We start from the raw sequence: 21,868 nt of genomic DNA, 5'->3' as shown, positions 1-21,868 counted from the left end.
ATCTTACAATAAATGTTATTAAATTTAACATAAATGTACTGTAGCATGATTCCAAGTTATTGACAATAACTTATTTTGGAAAATAAAAGGATATAAAATGGAAGGGAATAAAAAGTTTAGATTGGTTATATAAGCAAATAAACATTGATATTATGAGGTTTTTCGGTGTTTTTCTTCTAGGTTAGAATAGGTTATTTTAGTATTTTCCATCATTTAGGTAAAATTTATAGTTGAAATAGTTTGAAAATTAGATATAATTAGTCACATAACATGTTAGTTTTTATAACATGGATGAAAGGGAGGTTATCATTTGAAGCTAACAGAAATGGAAAAAGAGAAGTTGTTAATTGTGGTAGCTGGAAATTTAGCGAAAGAACGAAAAGAACGTGGGGTGTTGCTTAATTACCCTGAAGCGATTGCGTACATTACGTGTTTTGTGATGGAAAGAGCGCGTGACGGGAAAAGCGTCGCAGAGGTAATGGAGTTAGGGAAGCATGTGTTAACAGCAGATGAGTTAATGGAAGGTGTACCAGACATGTTAGATAGCATTCAAGTAGAAGCGACATTCCCTGATGGTGTAAAGCTTGTGACGATTCACGATCCTATATCAACGGAGGTGAAAGCATGAAACCAGGTGCATTTAAAATTAAAGAAGGATTTATTGACATTAATCAAGATAAACAAACTTGTGAAATGGTGATCAAAAATAACGGTTCTCGTTCCATTCAAGTAGGTTCACACTTTCATTTTGCAGAGGTCAATCCTGCCCTTTCATTTGATCGTAAACAAGCACTTGGTATGCGCCTTGATATCCCTGCTGGTACCGCTGTTCGAATCGAGCCAGGGGAAGAAAAGACGGTGAGTTTAGCAGAATTAGGTGGTCGTAAAACAGTGTATGGTTTAAATGGGATGACAGAAGGATTTGTTGATGAACGTGGAAAAGAACGAGCGTTGAAACAGTTAAAAGAAGCGGGATTGGTGACAGAGGAGGTTTTATCATGAGGATGACAAGGCAGCACTACGCAGAGCTTTTTGGCCCGACGACAGGGGATCAAGTCCGTCTAGCAGATACCGATTTATGGATTGAAATTGAAAAAGATTTTACTGTGTACGGAGAAGAAGTCATTTTCGGTGGTGGGAAAACCATTCGTGACGGGATGGCTCAAAATGGTCGCATCACTGGTAAAACAGGCGCGCTTGATTTAGTGATTACAAATGTGATTGTTATTGATCATACTGGAATTGTAAAAGCGGATGTCGGAGTGAAAGATGGAAGAATTGTCGGCGTTGGCAAAAGTGGAAACCCAGACATTATGGATAACGTTGATCCGCACTTAGTCATTGGTGCCGGTACCGAAGTCATTTCAGGTGAAGGAAAGATTTTAACAGCAGGTGGTGTCGACACACATATTCACTTTATTTGTCCACAACAAATGGAAGTCGCGCTATCTTCAGGTGTGACAACAATGATTGGTGGAGGAACAGGTCCTGCTACAGGTAGTAAAGCAACAACGTGTACGTCCGGCGCTTGGTACATGGCGCGTATGCTTGAAGCAGCGGAAGAATTTCCTGTGAATGTTGGCTTTTTAGGAAAGGGAAATGCTTCGCATGCTGCTCCTTTAATCGAACAAGTAGAAGCGGGGGCAGTTGGCTTAAAGCTTCATGAAGATTGGGGATCCACACCTCGAGCTATTGAAACGTGCATGCAAGTGGTAGAGGATGCTGATATTCAAGTGGCCATCCATACCGATACGTTAAACGAAGCGGGCTTTTTAGAAAATACATTAGAAGCAATTGGAGACCGTGTCATTCATACATACCACATTGAAGGCGCAGGTGGTGGGCACGCTCCAGACATTATGAAACTAGCATCTTACTCAAATATCTTACCTTCTTCAACGACTCCAACAATGCCTTACACCACGAATACAATGGATGAACATTTAGATATGATGATGGTTTGTCATCATCTTGATGCGAATGTGCCAGAAGATGTAGCGTTTAGTCAATCGCGCATTCGAGCTGCGACCATTGCGGCGGAAGATATTTTACATGACATCGGAGCCATCAGTATGATGTCATCTGACTCACAAGCGATGGGACGTGTTGGAGAGGTAATCATCCGCACATGGCAAGCCGCTCATAAAATGAAACATCAACGAGGTCATTTACCTGGTGAACAAGGAAACGACAATGAACGCGTGAAACGATATGTCGCGAAATATACAATTAACCCAGCGATTACGCATGGCATTAGTCATGAAGTGGGTTCGATTGAAAAAGGCAAGCTTGCCGACCTTGTCCTATGGGACCCGATGTTCTTTGGAGTGAAGCCTGAACTTGTCTTAAAAGGCGGCATGATTGCGAGAGCGCAAATGGGAGATCCAAATGCGTCCATCCCAACACCTGAACCAGTGTTTATGCGTAGAATGTATGCATCATACGGCAAAGCCAATCGTTCTACTTCAATTACATTTATGTCTCAGCGAAGCATCGACCTTGGTGTGGCAGACAAGCTAGGTTTATCAAAAATCATCTCACCTGTGCGCAACATCCGAAATTTAAGCAAGTTTGATATGAAATTAAACAATGCTCTTCCACAAATCGAAGTAAATCCGAAAACGTATCAAGTGTTCGCAGACGGGAAAGAAATCTCTTGTCAGCCAGTCAGTTCTGTGCCACTTGGACAAAGGTACTTTTTGTTTTAACGCACTTCCGAAAGAAGTCTCCCTCTTCAAGCGTGTGAAGGTGCGGCAGCACCAACGGTAAGGGGGAGATGAATTTCGGTTGGGCGACAGCCCAAAGGCTTTTGTTTTTGTATGCTATATGGTATAATCAGTCTTATAACAAATAAGGATTGATATATCAATGAAATTAGATAGTAATAACCATTCAGTGTTCTTAATGTATTATCATCTTGTTTTGGTTGTAAAATACAGAAGAAACGCAATTGATGACACGATTTCAGACTATGCGAAAAATAAATTTATCTCATTGAGCAAAAACTATTACTTCCGAAAGAAGTCTCCCTCTTCAAGCGTGTGAAGGTGCGGCAGCACCAACGGTAAGGGGGAGATGAATTTCGGTTGGGCGACAGCCCAAAGGCTTTTGTTTTTGTATGCTATATGGTATAATCAGTCTTATAACAAATAAGGATTGATATATCAATGAAATTAGATAGTAATAACCATTCAGTGTTCTTAATGTATTATCATCTTGTTTTGGTTGTAAAATACAGAAGAAACGCAATCGATGACACGATTTCAGACTATGCGAAAAATAAATTTATCTCATTGAGCAAAAACTATAATATTGAATTGGTCGAGTGGAACCACGACATCGACCACGTTCATATCCTCTTCAAAGCTCATCCAAATACAGAATTATCCAAGTTCATCAACGCTTACAAAAGTGCTAGTTCAAGGCTTATCAAAAAAGAGTTTCCTCTCGTCCGAAAGAAGTTATGGAAAGAGATGTTTTGGTCAAGAAGTTTTTGTTTATTGACGACTGGTGGTTCGCCTATTGAAGTCGCAAAAAAATATATCGAAAATCAAGGGATGAAATGAGGTGATTTGATATGGCTAAACAAAACAAAGCATATAAATTCCGTTTGTATCCAACAGATGAACAGGCGTTGATTATCCGCAAAACCTTCGGTTGTGTTCGTTTTGTGTACAACAAAATGTTAGCGGAACGAAAAGAGACCTATGAGTTGTTGAAGGATGATAAAGAAAAATTGAAGAAAGTGAAACATCCCACTCCTGCCAAGTACAAGAGTAAGTTTGAGTGGTTGAAGGAAGTAGACTCATTAGCGTTAGCGAACGCTCAACTAAACTTGGATAAAGCATATAAAGCCTTTTTCAGAGGCAACGCCCAGTTTCCGAAGTTCAAAAGCAAACAGCACAAGCAAAGTTATACAACCAATGTTGTGAATGGAAACATTCAACTGTTTGATGGTCATATCAAATTGCCAAAATTAAAGATGGTTAAGATTAAACAACATCGAGCCATTCCTACGGAATATGTCATCAAATCTTGCACCGTATCAATGACTGCATCAGGAAAATACTACATTTCCATTCTGACAGAGTACGAGAAGGAGATTGAAAGCAAAAAAATTGAAAACGTTGTAGGGTTAGATTTTGCGATGGATGGATTGTTTGTCGATAGCGAGGGTAAGAAAGCCAATTATCCAAAGTTTTATCGTCAAATGCTCGCCAAGTTAGCGTCTGAACAACGTAAACTTTCTCGGAAGAAGAAGGGTTCTTCAAATTGGAATAAACAGCGTATTCGAGTTGCCAAAATTCAAGAGAAAATCGCCAATCAACGCAAAAACTTTCTTCACCATAAGTCAAAAGAATTGGTATCGAATTATGATGCCGTCATCATCGAGGATTTGGATATGAAAGGAATGTCCCAGGCCTTGAAGTTTGGTAAGAGTGTTGCGGATAACGGTTGGGGAATGTTCACTTCTTTCTTGAAATACAAACTAAACGAGCAAGGGAAGAAACTTGTTAAAATCGACAAATGGTTTCCATCTTCTAAAACTTGCTCAGACTGCGGAAACACGCAGCCAATGCCGATGAACTTTCGAACTTATGTTTGTTTTTGTGGACTTCATCTCGATAGAGATGTCAATGCGGCAATCAACATCAAAAAAGAAGGCATTCGCTTATTAGTGATTGCCTAATCATAAAATATAAACTCTTGGAACAAGAGGGTTAGCTTGGTCCATTTCGTCAGCTGGTAAAAGTGGCGATTACCCAAGAAGCCCCCACTTCAAGCAACCCGTAAGGGTGGTAAGTGGTGGGTAGTTCACTGGGTTTATTTCACATAAATATGTCTCATTATGGAAAAATAACAGTAAGAAAAAGGAGGTTTGTCTATGGATACAATGCGCATCCTTCAGTACGTCTTTACGTTTCTCGGTGTGATTTGTTTAGGATTCACTTATTATAATATGTTAAAAAAAGACGATAAAAACAAGTAAAAACGGACCCGATTTTGGTCCGCTTTTGTTTGTTATCCAACAAGTTTGACTAAAATATGGGCTAGTTTATGACGCTCTTCTTGATTTCCGGCTTTCCAAAGCTCTTGTAGTAGTTTTTCTTCACGATTTCTCGGTTCTTCATATTTTGCTAAATAGTCACCAATTTTCTCTGCGCCTTTGGCTAATTGTTCTTCATTTAAACCAAGTTTCTCTCCCTTATGAACTTTGTCTCCTAAATAATGTTTAAAGCGATCAAAGTTTGTTAGAATCTCATCTTTCTTTTCGTCTCCCATATTGCTTAACTTTTCATCTACTTTTTTCTCAACTTTTTCGTTACTCATGGAAAATCACTCCTATTTTTGTATTTATTGCTTAATGAGTGTATACCACCTTTTCGTCTGCTTAAACATAGAAGATAACGATTTAAAAGCTTGTAAATAAAGGTTCCTAATGTTTTTTTCGTCCTAATAGCAAAAAGAAGTTCCTAAAATATGAACGGAACTTCTTTTTATATGCATCTAAATATCGTTTATATAAACCATCATACTGATAATAATCCGTTTCGATGAATCTCATTAAAGAAATGGTATTTTTTCAGTAGTCCCTACATCTGGGATGTATCACCTTTATTACTGTTGGTCGCCTTTGCACTATCCCGTTTTTTACCTTTGCTTGTATAAGGTTTTGCACTTTTTGCTTTGTTGGCACTCGCTTTCCAACGAGTCCACCCCTTCTTGCCTGTTCCTCTACCTGTTCCGCCTTTACCCTTAGCTTTACTCATATTATCACTCCATTATTCTTCTACGTTGAGCTAACTATCGTTGACTGCCATCAGTAACTTAACGGACATATCAGTTTTATAAGGTAATCAACAACAGAGCCTAAAAAAGAAGCAGAAATCCTGCTTCTTTTTAAATTACCCTCTATTCATATTGTTCAAAGGATTATACCATAGTGAGATCCTCATGTCGAAGGATTTTCTATAAGGTCAATACGTTCCCCCCATTTAGAATGACTCTATGAGCGAATGTGTGAGGAAAGATGAGCCACGTCTTGCCAAGTATGCAACAGGACGTGGCTGATAAACTAGACAATCTTTTTAATATTGAAACAATCGTATGATCATTCTGTGACCAACAAGGCAAAACAATAAATTTAACGTCCTAGAAAGCCCGTCACATTAAGGCGTAGATTAAAACGCCCAATTTCCTTTTCGGAATACAGGTTCTGCTGTACCATCTTCTAGAATTCCATCAATGTCCATATCTGCTGCACCAATCATGAAGTCAACGTGCGTGATACTGTCGTTCGCTCCATTTAATGATAGCTCTTCTTTTGACATTGCTTTGCCACCTTCAAGACAAAATGCATATGCACTTCCAATCGCTAAGTGATTAGAGGCATTTTCATCGAATAGCGTATTGTAGAAAATGACATTTGAATTTGAAATTGGCGAGTTGTGTGGAACGAGTGCTACTTCACCTAAATAGTGAGAGCCTTCATCTTTTTCAACTAGGTTCTTTAATGTTTCAAAGCCCTTTTCTGCTTTCACATCTACAATTTTTCCGTTTTCAAACGTTAATGTGAAATTCTCAATTAAGTTTCCACCATAACTAAGCGGCTTTGTACTTGTCACATAACCATTTACACCTGTTTTATGTGGTACAGTAAATACTTCTTCCGTTGGCATATTTGCCATAAATTCATGGCCGCTCTCGCTTACACTGCTTGCAGCTACCCAAATATGTTTTTCAGGTAATTCAATTGTTAAGTCTGTTCCGCTTGCTTTATAGTGTAGCTTTTTATATTTTTTCTCATTTAAGTAATCTGATTTTTTATGTAGTGATGCATCGTGTTCTTTCCAAGCTTGAACTGGGTTTTCGACATCTACACGCACTGATTTGAAAATGGCATCCCAAAGTTTTTCTTCTTGTTCGTTCTCAGGTACATCTGGAAATACTTTAGACGCCCAGTCTTTTGAAGGAACAGCGACAATCGACCAGCTTATTTTATCCGATTGAATCGCTTGGCGGAAGTTTTTTAACGCTTGACCACTTGCTTTTTGCATCGCTGCAATTCGAGTGGAATCAACTCCCTTTAATAAATCTGGATTACTTGAAATGACAGATAAGACAGCTCCGCCACTTTCAACTAATTCTTCTAAGCTTTTCGCTTTCCACTGTGGAAACTCATTAAAAGCTTCTTCTGGTGCCAAGTCGTATTTCATTCGTGTTAGTTCATCATCACTCCAGTCCACATACACATCTTTAGCTCCTGCATCATACGCTTTCTTTGCCACTTTACGTACAAAGTCAGCAGATGAAATGGCTGCATTAATGCGTAAAACTTGGCCTGGCTGAATATTTACGCCAACTTTCACTGCAAGTTCTGCGTACTTATCTAAATTTTGTTCAAAAGTTGTCATAATCTTTCCCCTTTACTGATAGTTTTACAGACTTTTATTTTACCATTTTAGCCCTTATCTAGCATCTTTTTTATTCTAATAAAAAAACACCGACAATCGATGTTTGACTAGAGTTTTATCTCATAATGGAGTACACAACGAATAGAACGATATTTAAGAAAATCAGCCCTACTCCTCCTAGTAACCATTTTGTTCCTGCTGGTTTTCGATCGCTTTCCTGCATCTCAAGTCCTCTCATCCCAAATAATAACCCGAGCGTGAAAACCAAAAAGAATATTTGTCTCAAATCAAAGAATGATAAAATGACGAAAACGAGAGAGAAAAAAACTAAAATCATTTCAAATGCAACGTACGGTTGCTTTTTACATACTAACAGTTTCAGCTTAGACACCCTTCCTTTTTTTTATCCTATGAGTTTATTTTCTACTAGCACACGATTATTTGTCAAAGGAATGTCGGCTTTTTTCTGTGACAATACAGTGACAAAAAAGCAGTGGAAAAATCCACTGCTTCTACTGCTTGTCCATCGGTGTATCAGTTGCATCCCCGAATCCTGTTTTATCTTGAATCTTTTTAAAGACCATATAAGTTCCAATCCCAATAACAAGTGAGAATGCCCATGTGACACCTTGACGAAACACAATCATCGTTCCGTATCCTTCCACTCCATACTTTTGTAAAAGCCAATATTTCACGACTGCTAGTGCGAAATAACGAGCCGCAAATAACAGCGTCAGCCACTTAAACATTGGAAAGATGTCTTTTTCGTGAAACAACTTTCTTGAATCTTCTCGTTTATAGCCCATTAAATACGCTGTGTCCACAAAAAAGTATAATGTTAGAGGCTTATTGATGAAGATTGTCATAATTAAAAAGAGACCAGATGCAATCATGAAATAGACTTGGTTCATTAACATCGTCTCTGCATTGCCAGAGATCAAATCAACAATTGTTTTTAATAGTAATGTGATAACTAGAAATAATCCGGTTACGTTAAATTGTTTTTCTTTCACAAATGTAAAAATCGTATAAAAGAATGCTGGTGCTGTTGACAATAGAATAGCGTAATAATCTCCAATAATATCTTTTCCTTGATTCCAAATCAGGTATGGAATGACAATATAAAATAATAAGTCCATCCATACTCTATTTTTATTGTTCATTGTATTCCCCTCTATTTCTTTGTAATTGGTGTCATTATAACGGAAATAGTGACAGAAAGAAAGGAAAACTGCCATGGAGGATGAAACAGAAAATTGATCGTCGATTTATATCGAATTATCAGTCTTGATGAATAGGACAATGTATAATCATACGAAAACAAGAGAAATTTTACGTTTAGTATGCGCTACAACGGGTATACAATACGTGACCGTAAAATAGAGCTCTATAGCTACTTATAGCCTTTTTGTGTCAGAACTTTTAACATGGTAGGATAATGATGTAAATTTTTTTGAAAGGATTGATTTTGTATCAATAATCTCGATTTGAATTACACAGCAGAAATGGAAAAAGCGATGTTTCAAGCTCATGGAATTGGTTATGCTGAGTATAGTCGTAAACTTGAACAACAATTACGAGTAGAAAAAAGACGAGAACTCGATTACGAAAAAAGTAAGGAAATTGTACAAAACATAGGGTTTCATAACTAATACAGACAGAAAAACGCGGATGACTTTTGGTCATCCGCGTTTTTTATGAATCAGAACGAAGAAATTTTAGGCCTTCTGCATCTTCTTCTAAATCGTACACTTCATCGTTTTTGGCAAATAGTACACCGTGAAACACTTGTAGGTCGTCGTCACAGGCTTCACAATACTCTTTCTCTCCTTCATTCCAAAAACTAAAAAGAGCTAATTCATTGCTTCGTACACTTTCATACGTTTGATGATAATGATGAATTAACGCTGCATATTGACGCAATGCCTCTTCTTTATTATCGAATTCAAGCGTTTCCTTAATATCACGTTCCCAACCATCTAAAAACAACCATGGTTCACAATCACCTTTTATAATATGAACTCTCCATTTATCACTCATGTTTATCGCTCCTCTGAGTTGAAACATATTCGTTACAAAAATATAGCTATGTCTACATTATTAGTGAATTCTGCTCAGCAATCAAGTAAAAAGAAAAAAAGCCGAGACAATAGCGGGAAACTTCCACTGATTGGCTCGGCCTGAAACATTTTTATTTTAAAACTCAGTAGTGTCAATAGATAAAATAGCAAAGAGTGTTGCGTTTCAATCCATTAACCAATCAGCATCCCTGCAATCGCTGCACTTAATAAGTTTGCAAGTGTCCCTCCAATAATGGCTAGCAAACCAAATTGAGCAATATCTCCTCGTCGCGAGGGAATAAGTGCACCGAGTCCTCCTAATAATATGGCCAATGATCCAAGTCCTGCAAACCCAGTTAACGTAAATGTAATAATGGCTTCTGTTTTTGGTGTAAATGATTCAGCGATTGGTGCAAAATTAGCAAATGCAACAAATTCATTTAAAATCATTTTTTGACCTAAGTATGATCCCGCTGCTGTCGCTTCTGGCCAAGGAACACCAATAACAAACATAACTGGCGCAAATACGTATCCTAAGATCAGTTCAAATGTTAAATTTTCAACCCCAATCCATGTGCCAACTTTACCAAGGATTAAGTTGGCTAACTGAATAATGGAAATGAAAGCAATTAACATCGCCCCCACATTTAATGCTAACTTTAACCCCTCTGATGCCCCGCGTGCAATAGCATCAATCATGTTTTTCGGTTTGTCTTCTTCTTCAGTCTCACTTGTTTTTGTATCTTTTCCAATTCCTGTTTCGGACTCTTCTGTTTCAGGTACAATTATTTTAGCAATTAACAATCCTGCAGGTGCAGCCATAAAGCTTGCTGCAATTAAATATTCAATTTTAGCGCCTAACATATAGTACCCTGATAAAACAGTTCCAGCTACAGTTGCCAGTCCCCCAACCATGACGGCAAACAATTCAGAAGTTGTCATTTTATTTAAATACGGACGAATCACAAGCGGTGCTTCTGTTAAGCCGACAAAAATATTAGCTGTCGCAGACATCGATTCTGCTTTACTCGTTTTTAATAGTTTTTGCATTGCACCACCAATTACTTTTACAACCAATTGCAAAACACCCAGGTAATATAAAAGTGATGTAACAGCAGCAATGTAAATTAATATTGGTAAAAGGTTAACTGCTACGGTAAATGCACCTTTTGGAATCATCTCACCAAATACAAATTCAATTCCTGCTGAAGATGCGCCTAAAAAAGCGAGTACAACTGAAGAAATGGCTTCAAGCGCTCTTTTTCCTGGTTCCCAGTATAAAACAATTACAGCAAAAAAGACCTGTAAACCTAGTGCCCCTACTACTGTCTGTATATTTATCGCTTTACGATTTTTCGATAAACTAAATGCAATTGATAAAATTACGATAATTCCGAAAATTCCCCATACAATATCCATCTGTTTTCCTCCTAGGTGTTCTTTATGTAAAATAAAAAAAGATCTTCCATATACAGGTTTCTACTCTATCGAAGAAAGCTGCACATAAAAGATCTATTTTCTTCTATATTTACATAGAAAAAACTTCTGCCGCTTCCTTCATAGTTTAATCGTTTACGGTGATTAAGTAGAAACATTCGGACCATATTTCCGAACATATATGAAGGTTTTTTAATTGATAATTCGTATTATAGCATCATAAAAAAGAATGTAAATAGCTTTTTTTATTTATTTTTTTATTAAGCGTTTTCACTATAATAAATATAACCATTGATAAATAGAGATTTTTTCTTTTTCACGGGCGTCACTCATGAACAAACTATTATTATCTAAGAATAATATCTATTTACACAAAGAGGAACGTTAGTGCTGAGGCATATAAAAAGAACGTAAGGAGGGTCTCCCTACGTTCTTGGCTATCGTTACGATGCGACTGTGTCTTCTGGTTCTTCTTGTGATTGATGAATCCAATCTTTCCCTTCCACAGAACGAGCAACCATCATTGAAGATACATTGTCACCTGTCACGTTGACCATCGTTGCTGGTGGATCAACAATCATTCCTAGTGCTGTCATGATTGGTAGTGCTTCAACAGGCAAACCAAACATAGTTAAGATTAATAATTCTCCAACTGCTCCACCACTTGGTAATCCAGCAATGACCACACCACATAAAATTGAAACTGCAATTGCCTTAATAAAGGTTTCTACTCCACTAAACTCCATTCCAAATAGTGTAAATGCAAATGAAATCTTTAAGATCGCAGCTAAGCAAGAACCATCCATATGAATCGTTGCTCCAATTGGGATTACCGTTTCACGAATATCTTTAGGTACACCAGTCCTCTTCGCTGCTTCTAAATTCGCAGGCACACTCGCCACACTACTTCCCGTTCCTAGTGCTGTGACAGCAGGTGCTAAAATGTTTTTCCAAAATTTCTTGACGCCTACTTTTCCACCACCAATAAACGCATAAAGTGTAAATCCAATAAAGAAATAAAGAATCGATACTGGATAGTAGACTGCGACAGCTCGCGCATACGTACCGAGTAATTCAGGGCCGAATACGCCAATAAGCGTCGCAAAATAAGCTGCAAGTCCAATCGGTGCAACATACATGACAAGGGTTACCATTTTCATAAATACAAGTGAACCTGCTTTTAAGAATGTTGCAAACGGCTTTCCTTTTTCACCAATTAACGTTGTAGAAAGACCTAATAGCACAGCAAACACGATGAGTGCAAGCATATTTTGACGTGACAATAAGTCAACAAAATCGGGTGCTGTAAACGCTTGTACAAACTGATCAGCAATGTTTACTTTTTCGACTTCGTCTGGTTTAGCAATATCAATCGGTGAGTCGCCGACAGGAATGAATGCTTTTACGGCAACAAGCATAAGAACAGATGCAATAATACCAGTAAAAATAAAGAAACCAAACATCGAACCGATGATTTTACCAAATCGCTGCATATTTGATGTATTCGCAACAGCTGACGAAATGCTAAAGAATACAAGTGGTACAACGACCATAAACATTAAGTTTAAATACATATCGCCAAGCGGCTTTAACACTTCCGCTTTTTCTCCTACCACAAATCCAATGATCGCCCCTAATGCAATCGAAGCTAATAGAATCAATGGAAAACGGTATGACTTAAATGAACCCATATGTACCCTCCTTTATATAAGATACATCAACTTGTCTACTAAGTTGACACTTTACCGATTGTACTACAATGAAAAAATTGGTCAACATAAAATTTTGTCTACCTTTTATCCTTCTTTTTCTATTACGCTTTCACCTGTAACACGTTCACAATGTTTTTTCTTTTATCCACTCCGTACTTCTTGTACAATAAGGAATGGAGTGTCGAGTATGAATACTATTTTTGGAGGCGATCATGACCACTATTTATTCTTATTGTCGAAAGCTTGTTGCGCATAGGCGCTTTACACAAGTTGTACTTACCCTCATTATTCTCAATGCCATCTTAGTTGGGCTTGAAACGTACCCTTCTTTGTACACATCTTACGCTAACATTTTTCATTATGCCGATCGCATTTTACTTTGGGTGTTTACGATTGAAATTGTGATTCGATTGTTTGCTGAGAAACCCATGTATCGTTTCTTTAAAAGCAGTTGGAATTGGTTTGATTTTTTAATTGTCTTAAGTGGTCATTTATTTGCTGGTGCCTATTTTATCACCTTGCTACGTGTTTTACGCGTGTTGCGTGTACTTCGCGCAATTTCGGTTATTCCATCTTTACGTAAATTAGTAGACGCACTGTTAATGACGATTCCAGCGATGGGGAATATTTTATTTTTAATGGGTATTTTCTTTTATATATTTGGTGTATCAGGTACGATGTTGTTTGCAAACACAGCACCTGAGTATTTCGGAAACTTGCAGTTGTCTCTTTTAACGCTTTTTCAAGTAGTTACACTTGAATCATGGGCTAGTGGTGTTATGCGACCTATCTTTGCTGTGCACCCATGGTCTTGGATTTACTTTGTATTATTCATCTTAATAGGGACATTCATTATTATTAATCTTTTTATTGGTGTCATCGTTAATAATATGGAAAAAGCAAACTTTGATGATGAAGAATCTGATGAAGCAAAAATGCAAAAAGAAATGGCTGCAATGAGAGAAGAAATGGCGGAGCTTAAACAATTAATAAAAGAGATGAATTCAAAAAGTTGATGATATCGTCAGCTTTTTGAATTTGACCAATAAACGAAAAAGAAATTTTTCTTAAGCAGCTAATATCATTTTTATTGTTTATTTAGAACATAGTTTAAGGTGAGATTATTTTTATTCCCTATAAAAAAGAAGCGCACAAGTTCCTGGTACTAACTTGCACGCTTCTTTTTTATACTTTTTATCTTTCACTAATTATTCTTAATCTTTCTCTCTTGCTATCTGCGTATCTCGAATATTCTTTTGAACCGTGATCGCTGCAAATAAGCTAAGCACAAATGCCATCCCATAAAATCCTTTTTCACTTAAAACGATACTCCCTGCATTGTACAAACCAATCGCCATTAATGAAATCGCTACAATTAAAGCAAACCAGCTTAGACCATAATAAATATTGGTAACAGGTATTCCCTCTTCTTTATCTCGTACAGCTTTTTGTAATGAAACTGCTGCATATAGTCCAAAAACTAATACGGCAAAATAATATCCTTTTTCATTCAATTCCATCGTGGCGTTAAATAAGCCAATAAGGTAAGCCGCTACGCCTACTAGCAACGCAGCCCAAGAAGCTCCTTTAAACGCTGACGTAGGTTCCCCTTCTTTTCTTTCTACTTTCACTTTTGCATCATTTTGTTTGCCTTTATCAAATAAAACTTCCTGATCATTAGACATGTTATCGTTCTCTCCCATCTTTTTATCAAGCCCCGTATATACATCAAGCTTTTTCCTACACTTATTATACAGAAATTGGTTGTGAATAATAAACATTTTTTGAAGCTTTCTACTTGTTTTTTTATTTATATCATGTTCGTGCTGACTTAATTACAAGCAGTTTCGTTTTAATTTTGTTCTAAATGGCCATCTACATTTATAGTGATTACTTAGAACATAGTTTAATTGGTTTATATATTTTTAAAAAAATATGCTGGGATATAATGTAATGATTCCTTCTAAAAGCTAAACAATGACTTTTCGATCATCGTTCGGTTATCAAACCAATTCGTTCTATTGCGCTACAACTATCCCTTTGAACAGACTTTCCAAACAAATAAAAATACCCGAACCATCAAGAGTATAGAACTCACAATAGCTCGGGTATATCATCAACTGAAAGGCTTATGTCTCAGCCTCTTTCTTCTTAGTTTTCGAAGTATTCTTTGTAAAACCCGCCAACTTGACCTGTGTTGTCAACTACAAAATAAAATTCTTCTGTCTCGTTTTTCACATCGTATACTTTTCCTGCCGTTAATACGTTTTCTACCATATACTTCGCTGCATTCGTATGAATACATTTTACTTGTTTAATCGTTGGACGATCATTCCATTCTAAATGAATCATGTATGTACACTCCTTTAGCTCATATAGATTCATTTTAGCTTACTTTCTTCTAAAAGAAAACTCTTGAAAGGGATTATTGTGCACGTAAACAGCTTCTTTTTTCTAATTGTTCCGTTATAAACGTTGTACATTCTGCGACAATTTGATCTTTGTCATGGTCCATAGAAGCAACATGATAAGAATTCTGAAGGAATAGTTGTCGCTTATCTACTGAACGAACATGATTCAAAATGTTCGTCGAATTGCTAGGTGGAACAACATTGTCAACCGTTGAAGTGAGAAGTAACGTTGGACACAACACCCGTGACAAACGCGCTTTTGTTTCATCCATCAATGACAAAAGTTGCTGGATGGATTTTATCGGTGCTTTTTCATAAGTAATTTCGTGTACATCACTAGCTTTAATGTCTGGTGCTCCTTCTGGTAAATAACGAGGGGTAAACGAATGACGATATGGCTCCATCGATGGAATAGAAGAGATGGCAGGATTAATTAGCATGATACCTGTTAAATCTCTTAACTCACTCGCCGTACGTAATGTCAATGTCCCGCCCATTGACTGTCCTACAATAAATACATGCTTACATGTTTCTTTTAGTTTGTTATAGCCATTTAAAAAATCTTGTTTCCAATCTTCATATGTTGATCCCTCTAAATCTTCATAATGCGTTCCGTGCCCTTTTAATCGAAGTCCATATACCGTATACCCATTCTTCGCTAATCCTTCCCCGACATACTTCATGCTTTGTGGTGTACCGATAAACCCGTGTGATACAAGTACCCCAATTTCATTTCCTTGAATAAAAAAAGATTCCGCTCCACTCATAACAGGGTAGTTTTCCATTCGTTATTCCCCTCTCTTATTCGAATTTTCTGATTAAATATTATAAATATCATATACCAATAAATCCTATGAGTCAACTAGGTTTTTAAATACTATCCCATTCTTTCTATCATCCTTTTTACCTATTCGTTCTTATTAAAAATAGCGCATGACCATTCGTTTGAATTTTAAAAAGAGCTCTGTTGTTAGTACTGTCCCCACAAAGTTAGATTTTTCACTCTAACTTCTGAGGTGCGGTACCACCTGCTGAGCTCTTCATCTTTACAACACTATAAACCTATGAAACACAATACAACGTGTTATCAAATAAGTTACTTTATTATGAATACGTAACTCCTGCTGATTTTTGATTTTTCAACAAATGTAATACCAGTTCTCCAAACTGATAAGCCTCTTCTAAATGTGGATAACCAGATAAGATGAATGTATCAACACCAATTGCTTTATATTCACGAATACGCTCTGCGACAATTTCTGGGTTTCCTACAATTGCTGTGCCAGCTCCTTCACGTGCTAAACCAATACCAGCCCAAAGATTAGGAGAAATTTCAAGTGTATTTCGCTCTTTTGAACCTTGATGCAAGCTCGTTTGTGTTTTTTGAGCTGTTGTAGAATCAAATTTAGCAAACCTTTCTTGGAATCCACGTATGGTCTAACGTATTGAATAAGTTCCTCTGCAGCGTTCCATGCTTCTAATTCAGTATCACGCACAATGACATGAAGACGAATACCGAACTTTAGCTGTCTTCCTTGGACTGCTGCTTTTTCTTTCATCTCACTTATTTTCTTTTCAATAATCGCTGGAGGCTCTCCCCATAATAGGTATACATCTGCATGTTTGGCACCTACTTCTTTACCAGCTGGTGATGAACCTCCAAAATAAAGAGGAGGATAAGGTTTTTGAACAGGTAACGTTGGGACTTTTGCTCCGGTCACATCAATGTGTTTACCATGAAAGTCAACATGTTCTCCTTGCATTGTTTGACGCCATACTGTTAAAAATTCACCCCTACGCCTCCTTACAATCATTTTGCGAATACTTTTTAAACCTTATGATCGTGTTCGTTATGTAACCATTACTGCTTCACCTTACATTCAAAAACAAAAAAAGCATTTGTTTCTTATTATGGAATACAAATGCCTTCAGTCTGTCTGATCAGCAAATTATTTTACTCTTACTTAAAGATTAATACCTGTTATTCCTATTTGTCAAGTAGGTATTAAGAGCATCCTAAGTCAACAATGCTCTGTAAGCTTAGTCAAAACAAATACAAACACCAAGTAGACAATCACGTCTACCTGGTGTTTGATGAAGGATTTATCCTTCTAATAATAGTGTTTCTGGATCTTCTAACAGTTCTTTAACCGTTGCAAGGAAGCTTACTGCCTCTTTTCCATCAATAATACGGTGATCATAAGAAAGAGCAATGTACATCATTGGGCGGTTTTCTGAACGTTCTTCGTCGATTGCAACTGGACGAAGTTGTACTTTATGCATCCCTAAAATTCCCACTTGAGGACCGTTTAGGATTGGTGTAGACATTAACGAACCGAATACACCACCATTTGTAATTGTGAATGTGCCACCTTGTAAATCTTTTAATGCTAACTTGTTATCACGTGCTTTTTTCGCTAATTCACCGATATTCCCCTCGATTTCAGCGAATGTTTTACGGTCTGCATCACGAACAACAGGTACCACAAGTCCGTCTGGAGCAGAAACAGCAATTCCGATATCATAGAATTTCTTTAACACAATTTCGTCGCCTTGAATTTCAGCGTTTAATAATGGGTATTTACGAAGTGCCGCTACAACCGCTTTTGTAAAGAATGACATAAAGCCAAGACGAACATCGTGCTGTTCAAAGAATTTATCTTTGCGACGCTTACGTAGTGCCATAACTGCTGTCATATCTACTTCATTAAATGTTGTTAACATTGCCGCTGTTTGTTGCACTTGAACAAGACGATTTGCAATTGTTTGGCGACGACGTGACATTCGAATACGTTGTACAGGCTTCTCGCCACCTTCGTTTGTCACTTCAGGTTGTACCGGTTTCGCTGCACGCGGTGCTGGGGCTGATGCTGGCTTTGCTTCTTCTTTTTGAACAGTTGCTTTGTTTTCAGCGTAAACTTCGATGTCTTGCTTACGTACACGACCTAGTGGATCAGCTGTTGGAACTTCATCTAATTTGATGCCACGCTCTCTTGCTGCTTTACGTGCAGATGGAGAGGCAATGATCCACTGCTTTTGTTGACCTTCTGCTGCTTTTTCTTCTAAAGCAGGCGCTGCTTCTTGAGCCGCTTGTACTGGCTCTTCTTGTTTTGCAGGTTGTGCCGCTTTTGGCTTCTCTACTGGAGTACTTGCTGCTGCACCTTGCTCATTTAAGCGAGCGATTGTTTCACCTACTTGAACGGTATCTCCTTCTCCGACAAGTAGCTCTGCTAACACACCAGACTCTTCTGCTGTAATTTCGACGTTTACTTTATCTGTTTCAAGTTCAACAACGTAGTCACCTTTTTCTACGTAGTCCCCAACTTGTTTCAACCACTGCGCAACTGTTCCTTCTGTAATTGATTCTGCTAATTCCGGTACTTTGATTTCTCCCATTGTTAAATCCCCTTCCTATCGTGTTACTGCATCGTTTGCAATATGTTCATTTGTGATTGCGTCTTGTAAAATACGTTCTTGTTCTTGCTTATGGCTTGTTGGGTCCCCTTCAGCTGGACTTGAACGTCTTCTGCGTCCTACATATTTCACAGCTACGCCTTCTGGAGCAACAGAGCGAAGTTTTGGATCAATGTAGCTCCAAGCTCCCATATTTTCAGGCTCTTCTTGCATCCACACAATTTCTTTTAAGTTTTTATATCGAGCAAAGATTTCAGCAATAATACGTCGTGGGAATGGATAGATTTCTTCCACACGTAATACATGTAACCAATCCATGTTACCTTCTTGTTTTTGAAGTTTTTCAGTTAAGTCGCTTGATACTTTACCAGTGCATAGAACAATACGTTCAACTGCATCTGTATTTTGACCTAGTTCAGGTTGTTCAACAACACGTTTAAATGACCCTTCTGTTAGTTCAGTAATCTCCGACACACTAAATGGGTTACGCAACAAACTCTTTGGTGTCATCACCACAAGTGGACGAACTTCTTCACGTTTTAAGATTGCTGCCTGCCTTCTTAACAGATGGAAATATTGAGCTGCACTTGTTACATTGGCAACTGTCCAGTTGTTTTCAGCACCTAATTGTAAGAAACGCTCTAGTCTTGCACTTGAATGCTCTGGTCCTTGCCCTTCGTGTCCATGTGGAAGCAATAGAACCATACCTGATTTTTGTCCCCACTTTGCGCGACCTGCAGAGATAAATTGATCAAAAATAACTTGACCCGCATTTGCAAAGTCACCGAATTGTGCTTCCCAAATAACTAGTGTTTCTGGCGCGAATACGTTATAACCATATTCAAATCCAATGACAGACCCTTCTGATAATGGACTGTTATGAATATCAAAGGAAGCGCTTACGTCAGATAATGTGTGTAACGGTGAATACACATCTCCCGTTACGTGATCATGTAACACAATATGACGATGTGCAAACGTTCCACGCTCTGAATCTTGTCCTGTAATACGAATAGGTGTGCCATCACGTAAGATTGTCGCAAATGCAAGTGCTTCACCTAATGACCAATCTACTTTCCCGTTGTCTTCTAACGCTTTTGCACGACGCTCTAAAATACGCGCAAGTTTCGGGAACACATTAAAGTTTTCAGGCCACGTAACGATTTCAGTATTTAGATCGTATAGGACATCTTTAGATACAGATGTGTCTAAGTTTGGTAATCCATTAATCACAGCTTCTGGCAATTCCATTAAGTGATGCTTTTTATCTGCCTTTGGCGGTACTTTGTCATACGCTGCTTTTAGTTTTTGTTGAATTTGCTCTTGGATGCTATCGACTTCTTCATTAGACAACACTTGTTGTTCTTGCAACGTTTTTGCATATAAAGCACGAACTGTCGGACGCTTCCCGATAATTTCGTACGTTTTAGGTTGTGTCACCATTGGCTCATCCATTTCGTTATGTCCAAATCGACGGTATCCAATTAAATCAATTAAGAAATCCTTATTAAAGCGCTTGCGATATTCATAAGCAAAATACGCTGCCGCTAAACATGCATCAGGATCATCCGCATTTACATGGACAATCGGGATTTCAAATCCTTTTGCTAAATCACTCGCATATTTTGTTGAACGTGAGTCAACACTTTCGGTTGTAAATCCAATCATATTATTGGCGATAATATGAATCGTTCCACCTGTTTGATATCCAGTTAACTGGTTTAAGTTTAAGGTTTCTTGTACAATACCTTCACCAGGGAACGCTGCATCACCATGAATTAAAATAGCAAATGATTTTGTTACATCTTGTGTTGGATAGCCAATTGCTTCACGGTCATCTTGCGCTGCTCTTGTAAACCCTTCCACAACTGGGTTCACAAATTCTAAATGACTCGGATTGTTTGCCAATGTTAAACGTGCACGAACTGTGCTTTCATCTTTAATTTGTGTATCGGCACCTAAATGGTACTTTACATCTCCAGTCCATCCATAGTTGATTCCTGTTGAACCTTCTGATGGAACGAGATCTTTATTTGGTGAGTGTTGAAACTCTGAGAAAATCATTTCATATGGCTTACCTAGCACATGTGCTAATACATTTAAGCGACCACGGTGTGCCATTCCAATGTTAACCGTTTTCGGACCATCTTGAACAGAACAGCCGATAATCTCATCTAATAATGGAACAAGCATGTCCACACCTTCAATTGAGAATCGCTTCTGACCGACGAATGTACGGTGTAAAAATTGTTCAAATCCTTCTACTTCCGTTAAGCGCTTTAATACACTCGTACGCTTTTCTTTTGATAGCGAACGGAAGATATCGCCTTTTTCCACCATTTGCGTAAGCCATTTGTTTTCTTCAAGATTATGTACATGATGAAACTCGAATGAAATTGTTTTTGTATAAAGCTCTGTTAAATAGTTAATCGCATCTAATCCGTTTTTTACATAGGTAGGTGCGTCTGGACATAAAATTTCTACAGGAATTCCTTTTAAGTCTTCCTCAGTCAAGTTGTAGTCTTCTAGATGTAAAAGGACCATATCCTTTTTCTGATCTTCTAGTGGATTAATAGATGCATATAAATGACCATACGTACGAATGTTTTCAGCAAATTTAATCGCAGCTGCAATTTTCGCGGTGCTCACCGGTGCAACAGACGTGCGGTTGTCCCCTTTTGATAACACACGATCATCTGATAACTCCTCCGAACTCGGTGGAGCTCCCCATACATCAAATAGTTCTTTTAATTCTGAATCAACTTCTTCTGGATTTTGTTCATACAATTCATACTGTTCTAATACGTAACCATAGTTTGGTCCTAAAAACCCTTGCCATGGTTCACCTTTGTTTGACGTTTGATTACCCATTTAAAAACCCCCAACGATTCATAATACTTGAAATCATATGAGATTTCTAGAATTAAGAAGACTTGTTGTTACAACCTACTTATCAGACATGTTTACAAGTTACTTATGTGCTTTACCTTGTAAAATTATCCTTGTTTTCATTTTACCACTCTTTTGCGTTTCATTCAAAATGAAATCGCTATATTTCTATAAATTTTTTTATTTTTTTAATAGTCAAACTATATTTTGGAAGCGCTTCATAAGAAAAGTGAATGACTCTAGCAAAATAGTGTTAAATTATTGTTATCAAGCTGTTTAAGAGTTGTTCTAACAGAATGAGGCACTATCATCAGTTTCAAAAAAATTCCATTATACATTGGATAGTATTTTCATTTTGACAATGTCAGATTTTAAGCTTTTCTTCTCTTTTCTTCATATTAAATAGTGTTCTTTTTTTCAATGAGGGTAGAACATGAGTAAATAAACGTAAAAAAGTAAGTTTACACGCTCTTACCTCTTTATCTATTGCTATAACTAAATTCTAAGGCAAAAGCGGTTGCTCGATAGGT

At 37.6% G+C, this 21,868-nt stretch carries 19 protein-coding genes, 2 pseudogenes and 1 riboswitch; of the genes and pseudogenes, 8 read left to right on the top strand and 13 right to left on the bottom strand.

Annotated elements, in window-relative coordinates; all coding sequences use genetic code 11:
* The first annotated feature begins 310 nt into the window (after positions 1-310).
* From ureA to DIS06_RS10115, 6 genes and pseudogenes are all read left to right on the top strand, one after another.
* Positions 311-628 carry an urease subunit gamma gene (gene ureA / locus DIS06_RS10140; protein WP_110113148.1) on the top strand — a complete coding sequence of 106 codons (318 nt, stop codon included), beginning with the start codon at positions 311-313 and terminating at the stop codon, positions 626-628.
* On the top strand, positions 625-1,002 hold the full coding sequence (gene ureB, locus DIS06_RS10135) for an urease subunit beta (protein ID WP_110113147.1): 378 nt from the start codon (positions 625-627) through the stop codon (positions 1,000-1,002). The genes ureA and ureB overlap by 4 nt, the downstream gene beginning before the upstream one ends.
* Positions 999-2,708 carry an urease subunit alpha gene (ureC, locus tag DIS06_RS10130; RefSeq protein WP_110113146.1) on the top strand — a complete coding sequence of 570 codons (1,710 nt, stop codon included), beginning with the start codon at positions 999-1,001 and terminating at the stop codon, positions 2,706-2,708. Before ureB ends, ureC begins: the two co-directional genes overlap by 4 nt.
* A 160-nt stretch (positions 2,709-2,868) precedes the next feature.
* Positions 2,869-3,009 (top strand): annotated as a pseudogene (locus tag DIS06_RS10125) (transposase); the annotation flags it as partial.
* Positions 3,010-3,167: 158 nt separating this feature from the next.
* A complete protein-coding gene (gene tnpA, locus DIS06_RS10120) occupies positions 3,168-3,566 on the top strand; it encodes an IS200/IS605 family transposase (RefSeq protein ID WP_110113145.1) in 399 nt (132 codons plus the stop codon).
* Between the two features lie 11 nt (positions 3,567-3,577).
* Positions 3,578-4,690 carry an RNA-guided endonuclease TnpB family protein gene (locus DIS06_RS10115; protein ID WP_110113144.1) on the top strand — a complete coding sequence of 371 codons (1,113 nt, stop codon included), beginning with the start codon at positions 3,578-3,580 and terminating at the stop codon, positions 4,688-4,690.
* Positions 4,691-5,022: 332 nt separating this feature from the next.
* Here the strand turns inward: DIS06_RS10115 and DIS06_RS10110 are convergent, their stop codons facing one another.
* The 4 genes from DIS06_RS10110 to DIS06_RS10090 all read right to left on the bottom strand — a co-directional run bounded on the left by DIS06_RS10110 (position 5,023) and on the right by DIS06_RS10090 (position 8,578).
* Positions 5,023-5,331, bottom strand: a complete 309-nt coding sequence (locus tag DIS06_RS10110; RefSeq protein ID WP_110113143.1) for a DUF3243 domain-containing protein — start codon at positions 5,329-5,331, stop codon at positions 5,023-5,025.
* Between the two features lie 263 nt (positions 5,332-5,594).
* Positions 5,595-5,771: a DUF3934 family protein gene (locus tag DIS06_RS10105; RefSeq protein ID WP_110113142.1), complete on the bottom strand. Its 177-nt coding sequence runs from the start codon at positions 5,769-5,771 to the stop codon at positions 5,595-5,597.
* A gap of 411 nt (positions 5,772-6,182) precedes the next feature.
* Positions 6,183-7,415, bottom strand: a complete 1,233-nt coding sequence (locus DIS06_RS10100) for an aminopeptidase (RefSeq protein WP_110113141.1) — start codon at positions 7,413-7,415, stop codon at positions 6,183-6,185.
* A 512-nt stretch (positions 7,416-7,927) separates the two neighbouring features.
* A complete protein-coding gene (locus DIS06_RS10090) occupies positions 7,928-8,578 on the bottom strand; it encodes a VC0807 family protein (protein ID WP_110113139.1) in 651 nt (216 codons plus the stop codon).
* 354 nt (positions 8,579-8,932) lie between these two features.
* On the opposite strand from DIS06_RS10090, the gene DIS06_RS20600 reads away from it, so the two are divergent.
* On the top strand, positions 8,933-9,067 hold the full coding sequence (locus tag DIS06_RS20600; RefSeq protein ID WP_481746854.1) for a YuzK family famiily protein: 135 nt from the start codon (positions 8,933-8,935) through the stop codon (positions 9,065-9,067).
* A gap of 43 nt (positions 9,068-9,110) precedes the next feature.
* Here DIS06_RS20600 and DIS06_RS10085 read toward each other — a convergent pair whose 3' ends face one another.
* From DIS06_RS10085 to DIS06_RS10075, 3 genes are all read right to left on the bottom strand, one after another.
* The gene (locus DIS06_RS10085) at positions 9,111-9,455 is read right to left on the bottom strand and encodes a DUF1033 family protein (RefSeq protein WP_110113138.1); all 345 of its coding nucleotides are present in this window, start codon (positions 9,453-9,455) and stop codon (positions 9,111-9,113) included.
* 212 nt (positions 9,456-9,667) lie between these two features.
* Positions 9,668-10,894: a NupC/NupG family nucleoside CNT transporter gene (locus DIS06_RS10080; RefSeq protein WP_110113137.1), complete on the bottom strand. Its 1,227-nt coding sequence runs from the start codon at positions 10,892-10,894 to the stop codon at positions 9,668-9,670.
* A 121-nt stretch (positions 10,895-11,015) separates the two neighbouring features.
* Positions 11,016-11,117, bottom strand: a riboswitch (purine riboswitch).
* A 238-nt stretch (positions 11,118-11,355) separates the two neighbouring features.
* On the bottom strand, positions 11,356-12,603 hold the full coding sequence (locus tag DIS06_RS10075; RefSeq protein ID WP_110113136.1) for a dicarboxylate/amino acid:cation symporter: 1,248 nt from the start codon (positions 12,601-12,603) through the stop codon (positions 11,356-11,358).
* Between the two features lie 233 nt (positions 12,604-12,836).
* On the opposite strand from DIS06_RS10075, the gene DIS06_RS10070 reads away from it, so the two are divergent.
* Positions 12,837-13,640: an ion transporter gene (locus tag DIS06_RS10070; protein WP_110113135.1), complete on the top strand. Its 804-nt coding sequence runs from the start codon at positions 12,837-12,839 to the stop codon at positions 13,638-13,640.
* Between the two features lie 198 nt (positions 13,641-13,838).
* Here the strand turns inward: DIS06_RS10070 and yiaA are convergent, their stop codons facing one another.
* The 6 genes and pseudogenes from yiaA to sucA all read right to left on the bottom strand — a co-directional run bounded on the left by yiaA (position 13,839) and on the right by sucA (position 21,320).
* A complete protein-coding gene (gene yiaA / locus DIS06_RS10065) occupies positions 13,839-14,309 on the bottom strand; it encodes an inner membrane protein YiaA (RefSeq protein ID WP_110113134.1) in 471 nt (156 codons plus the stop codon).
* 466 nt (positions 14,310-14,775) lie between these two features.
* A complete protein-coding gene (locus tag DIS06_RS10060) occupies positions 14,776-14,976 on the bottom strand; it encodes a DUF6501 family protein (RefSeq protein WP_110113133.1) in 201 nt (66 codons plus the stop codon).
* Positions 14,977-15,049: 73 nt separating this feature from the next.
* Positions 15,050-15,820: an alpha/beta hydrolase gene (locus DIS06_RS10055; protein WP_110113132.1), complete on the bottom strand. Its 771-nt coding sequence runs from the start codon at positions 15,818-15,820 to the stop codon at positions 15,050-15,052.
* Positions 15,821-16,139: 319 nt separating this feature from the next.
* A pseudogene (locus tag DIS06_RS10050) lies at positions 16,140-16,825 on the bottom strand (LLM class flavin-dependent oxidoreductase); the annotation flags it as partial.
* Between the two features lie 313 nt (positions 16,826-17,138).
* Positions 17,139-18,431, bottom strand: a complete 1,293-nt coding sequence (gene odhB / locus DIS06_RS10045) for a 2-oxoglutarate dehydrogenase complex dihydrolipoyllysine-residue succinyltransferase (RefSeq protein ID WP_110113131.1) — start codon at positions 18,429-18,431, stop codon at positions 17,139-17,141.
* Between the two features lie 15 nt (positions 18,432-18,446).
* Positions 18,447-21,320: a 2-oxoglutarate dehydrogenase E1 component gene (gene sucA / locus DIS06_RS10040; protein ID WP_110113130.1), complete on the bottom strand. Its 2,874-nt coding sequence runs from the start codon at positions 21,318-21,320 to the stop codon at positions 18,447-18,449.
* Positions 21,321-21,868 lie beyond the last annotated feature (548 nt).

Origin of the sequence: Bacillus sp. CGMCC 1.16541 (assembly GCF_003184905.1) — a bacterium.
Lineage (GTDB): Bacteria > Bacillota > Bacilli > Bacillales > Bacillaceae_H > Priestia.
The sequence above is the reverse complement of the archived record's forward strand: the minus strand, read 5'-3'. Positions and strand labels throughout refer to the sequence as shown.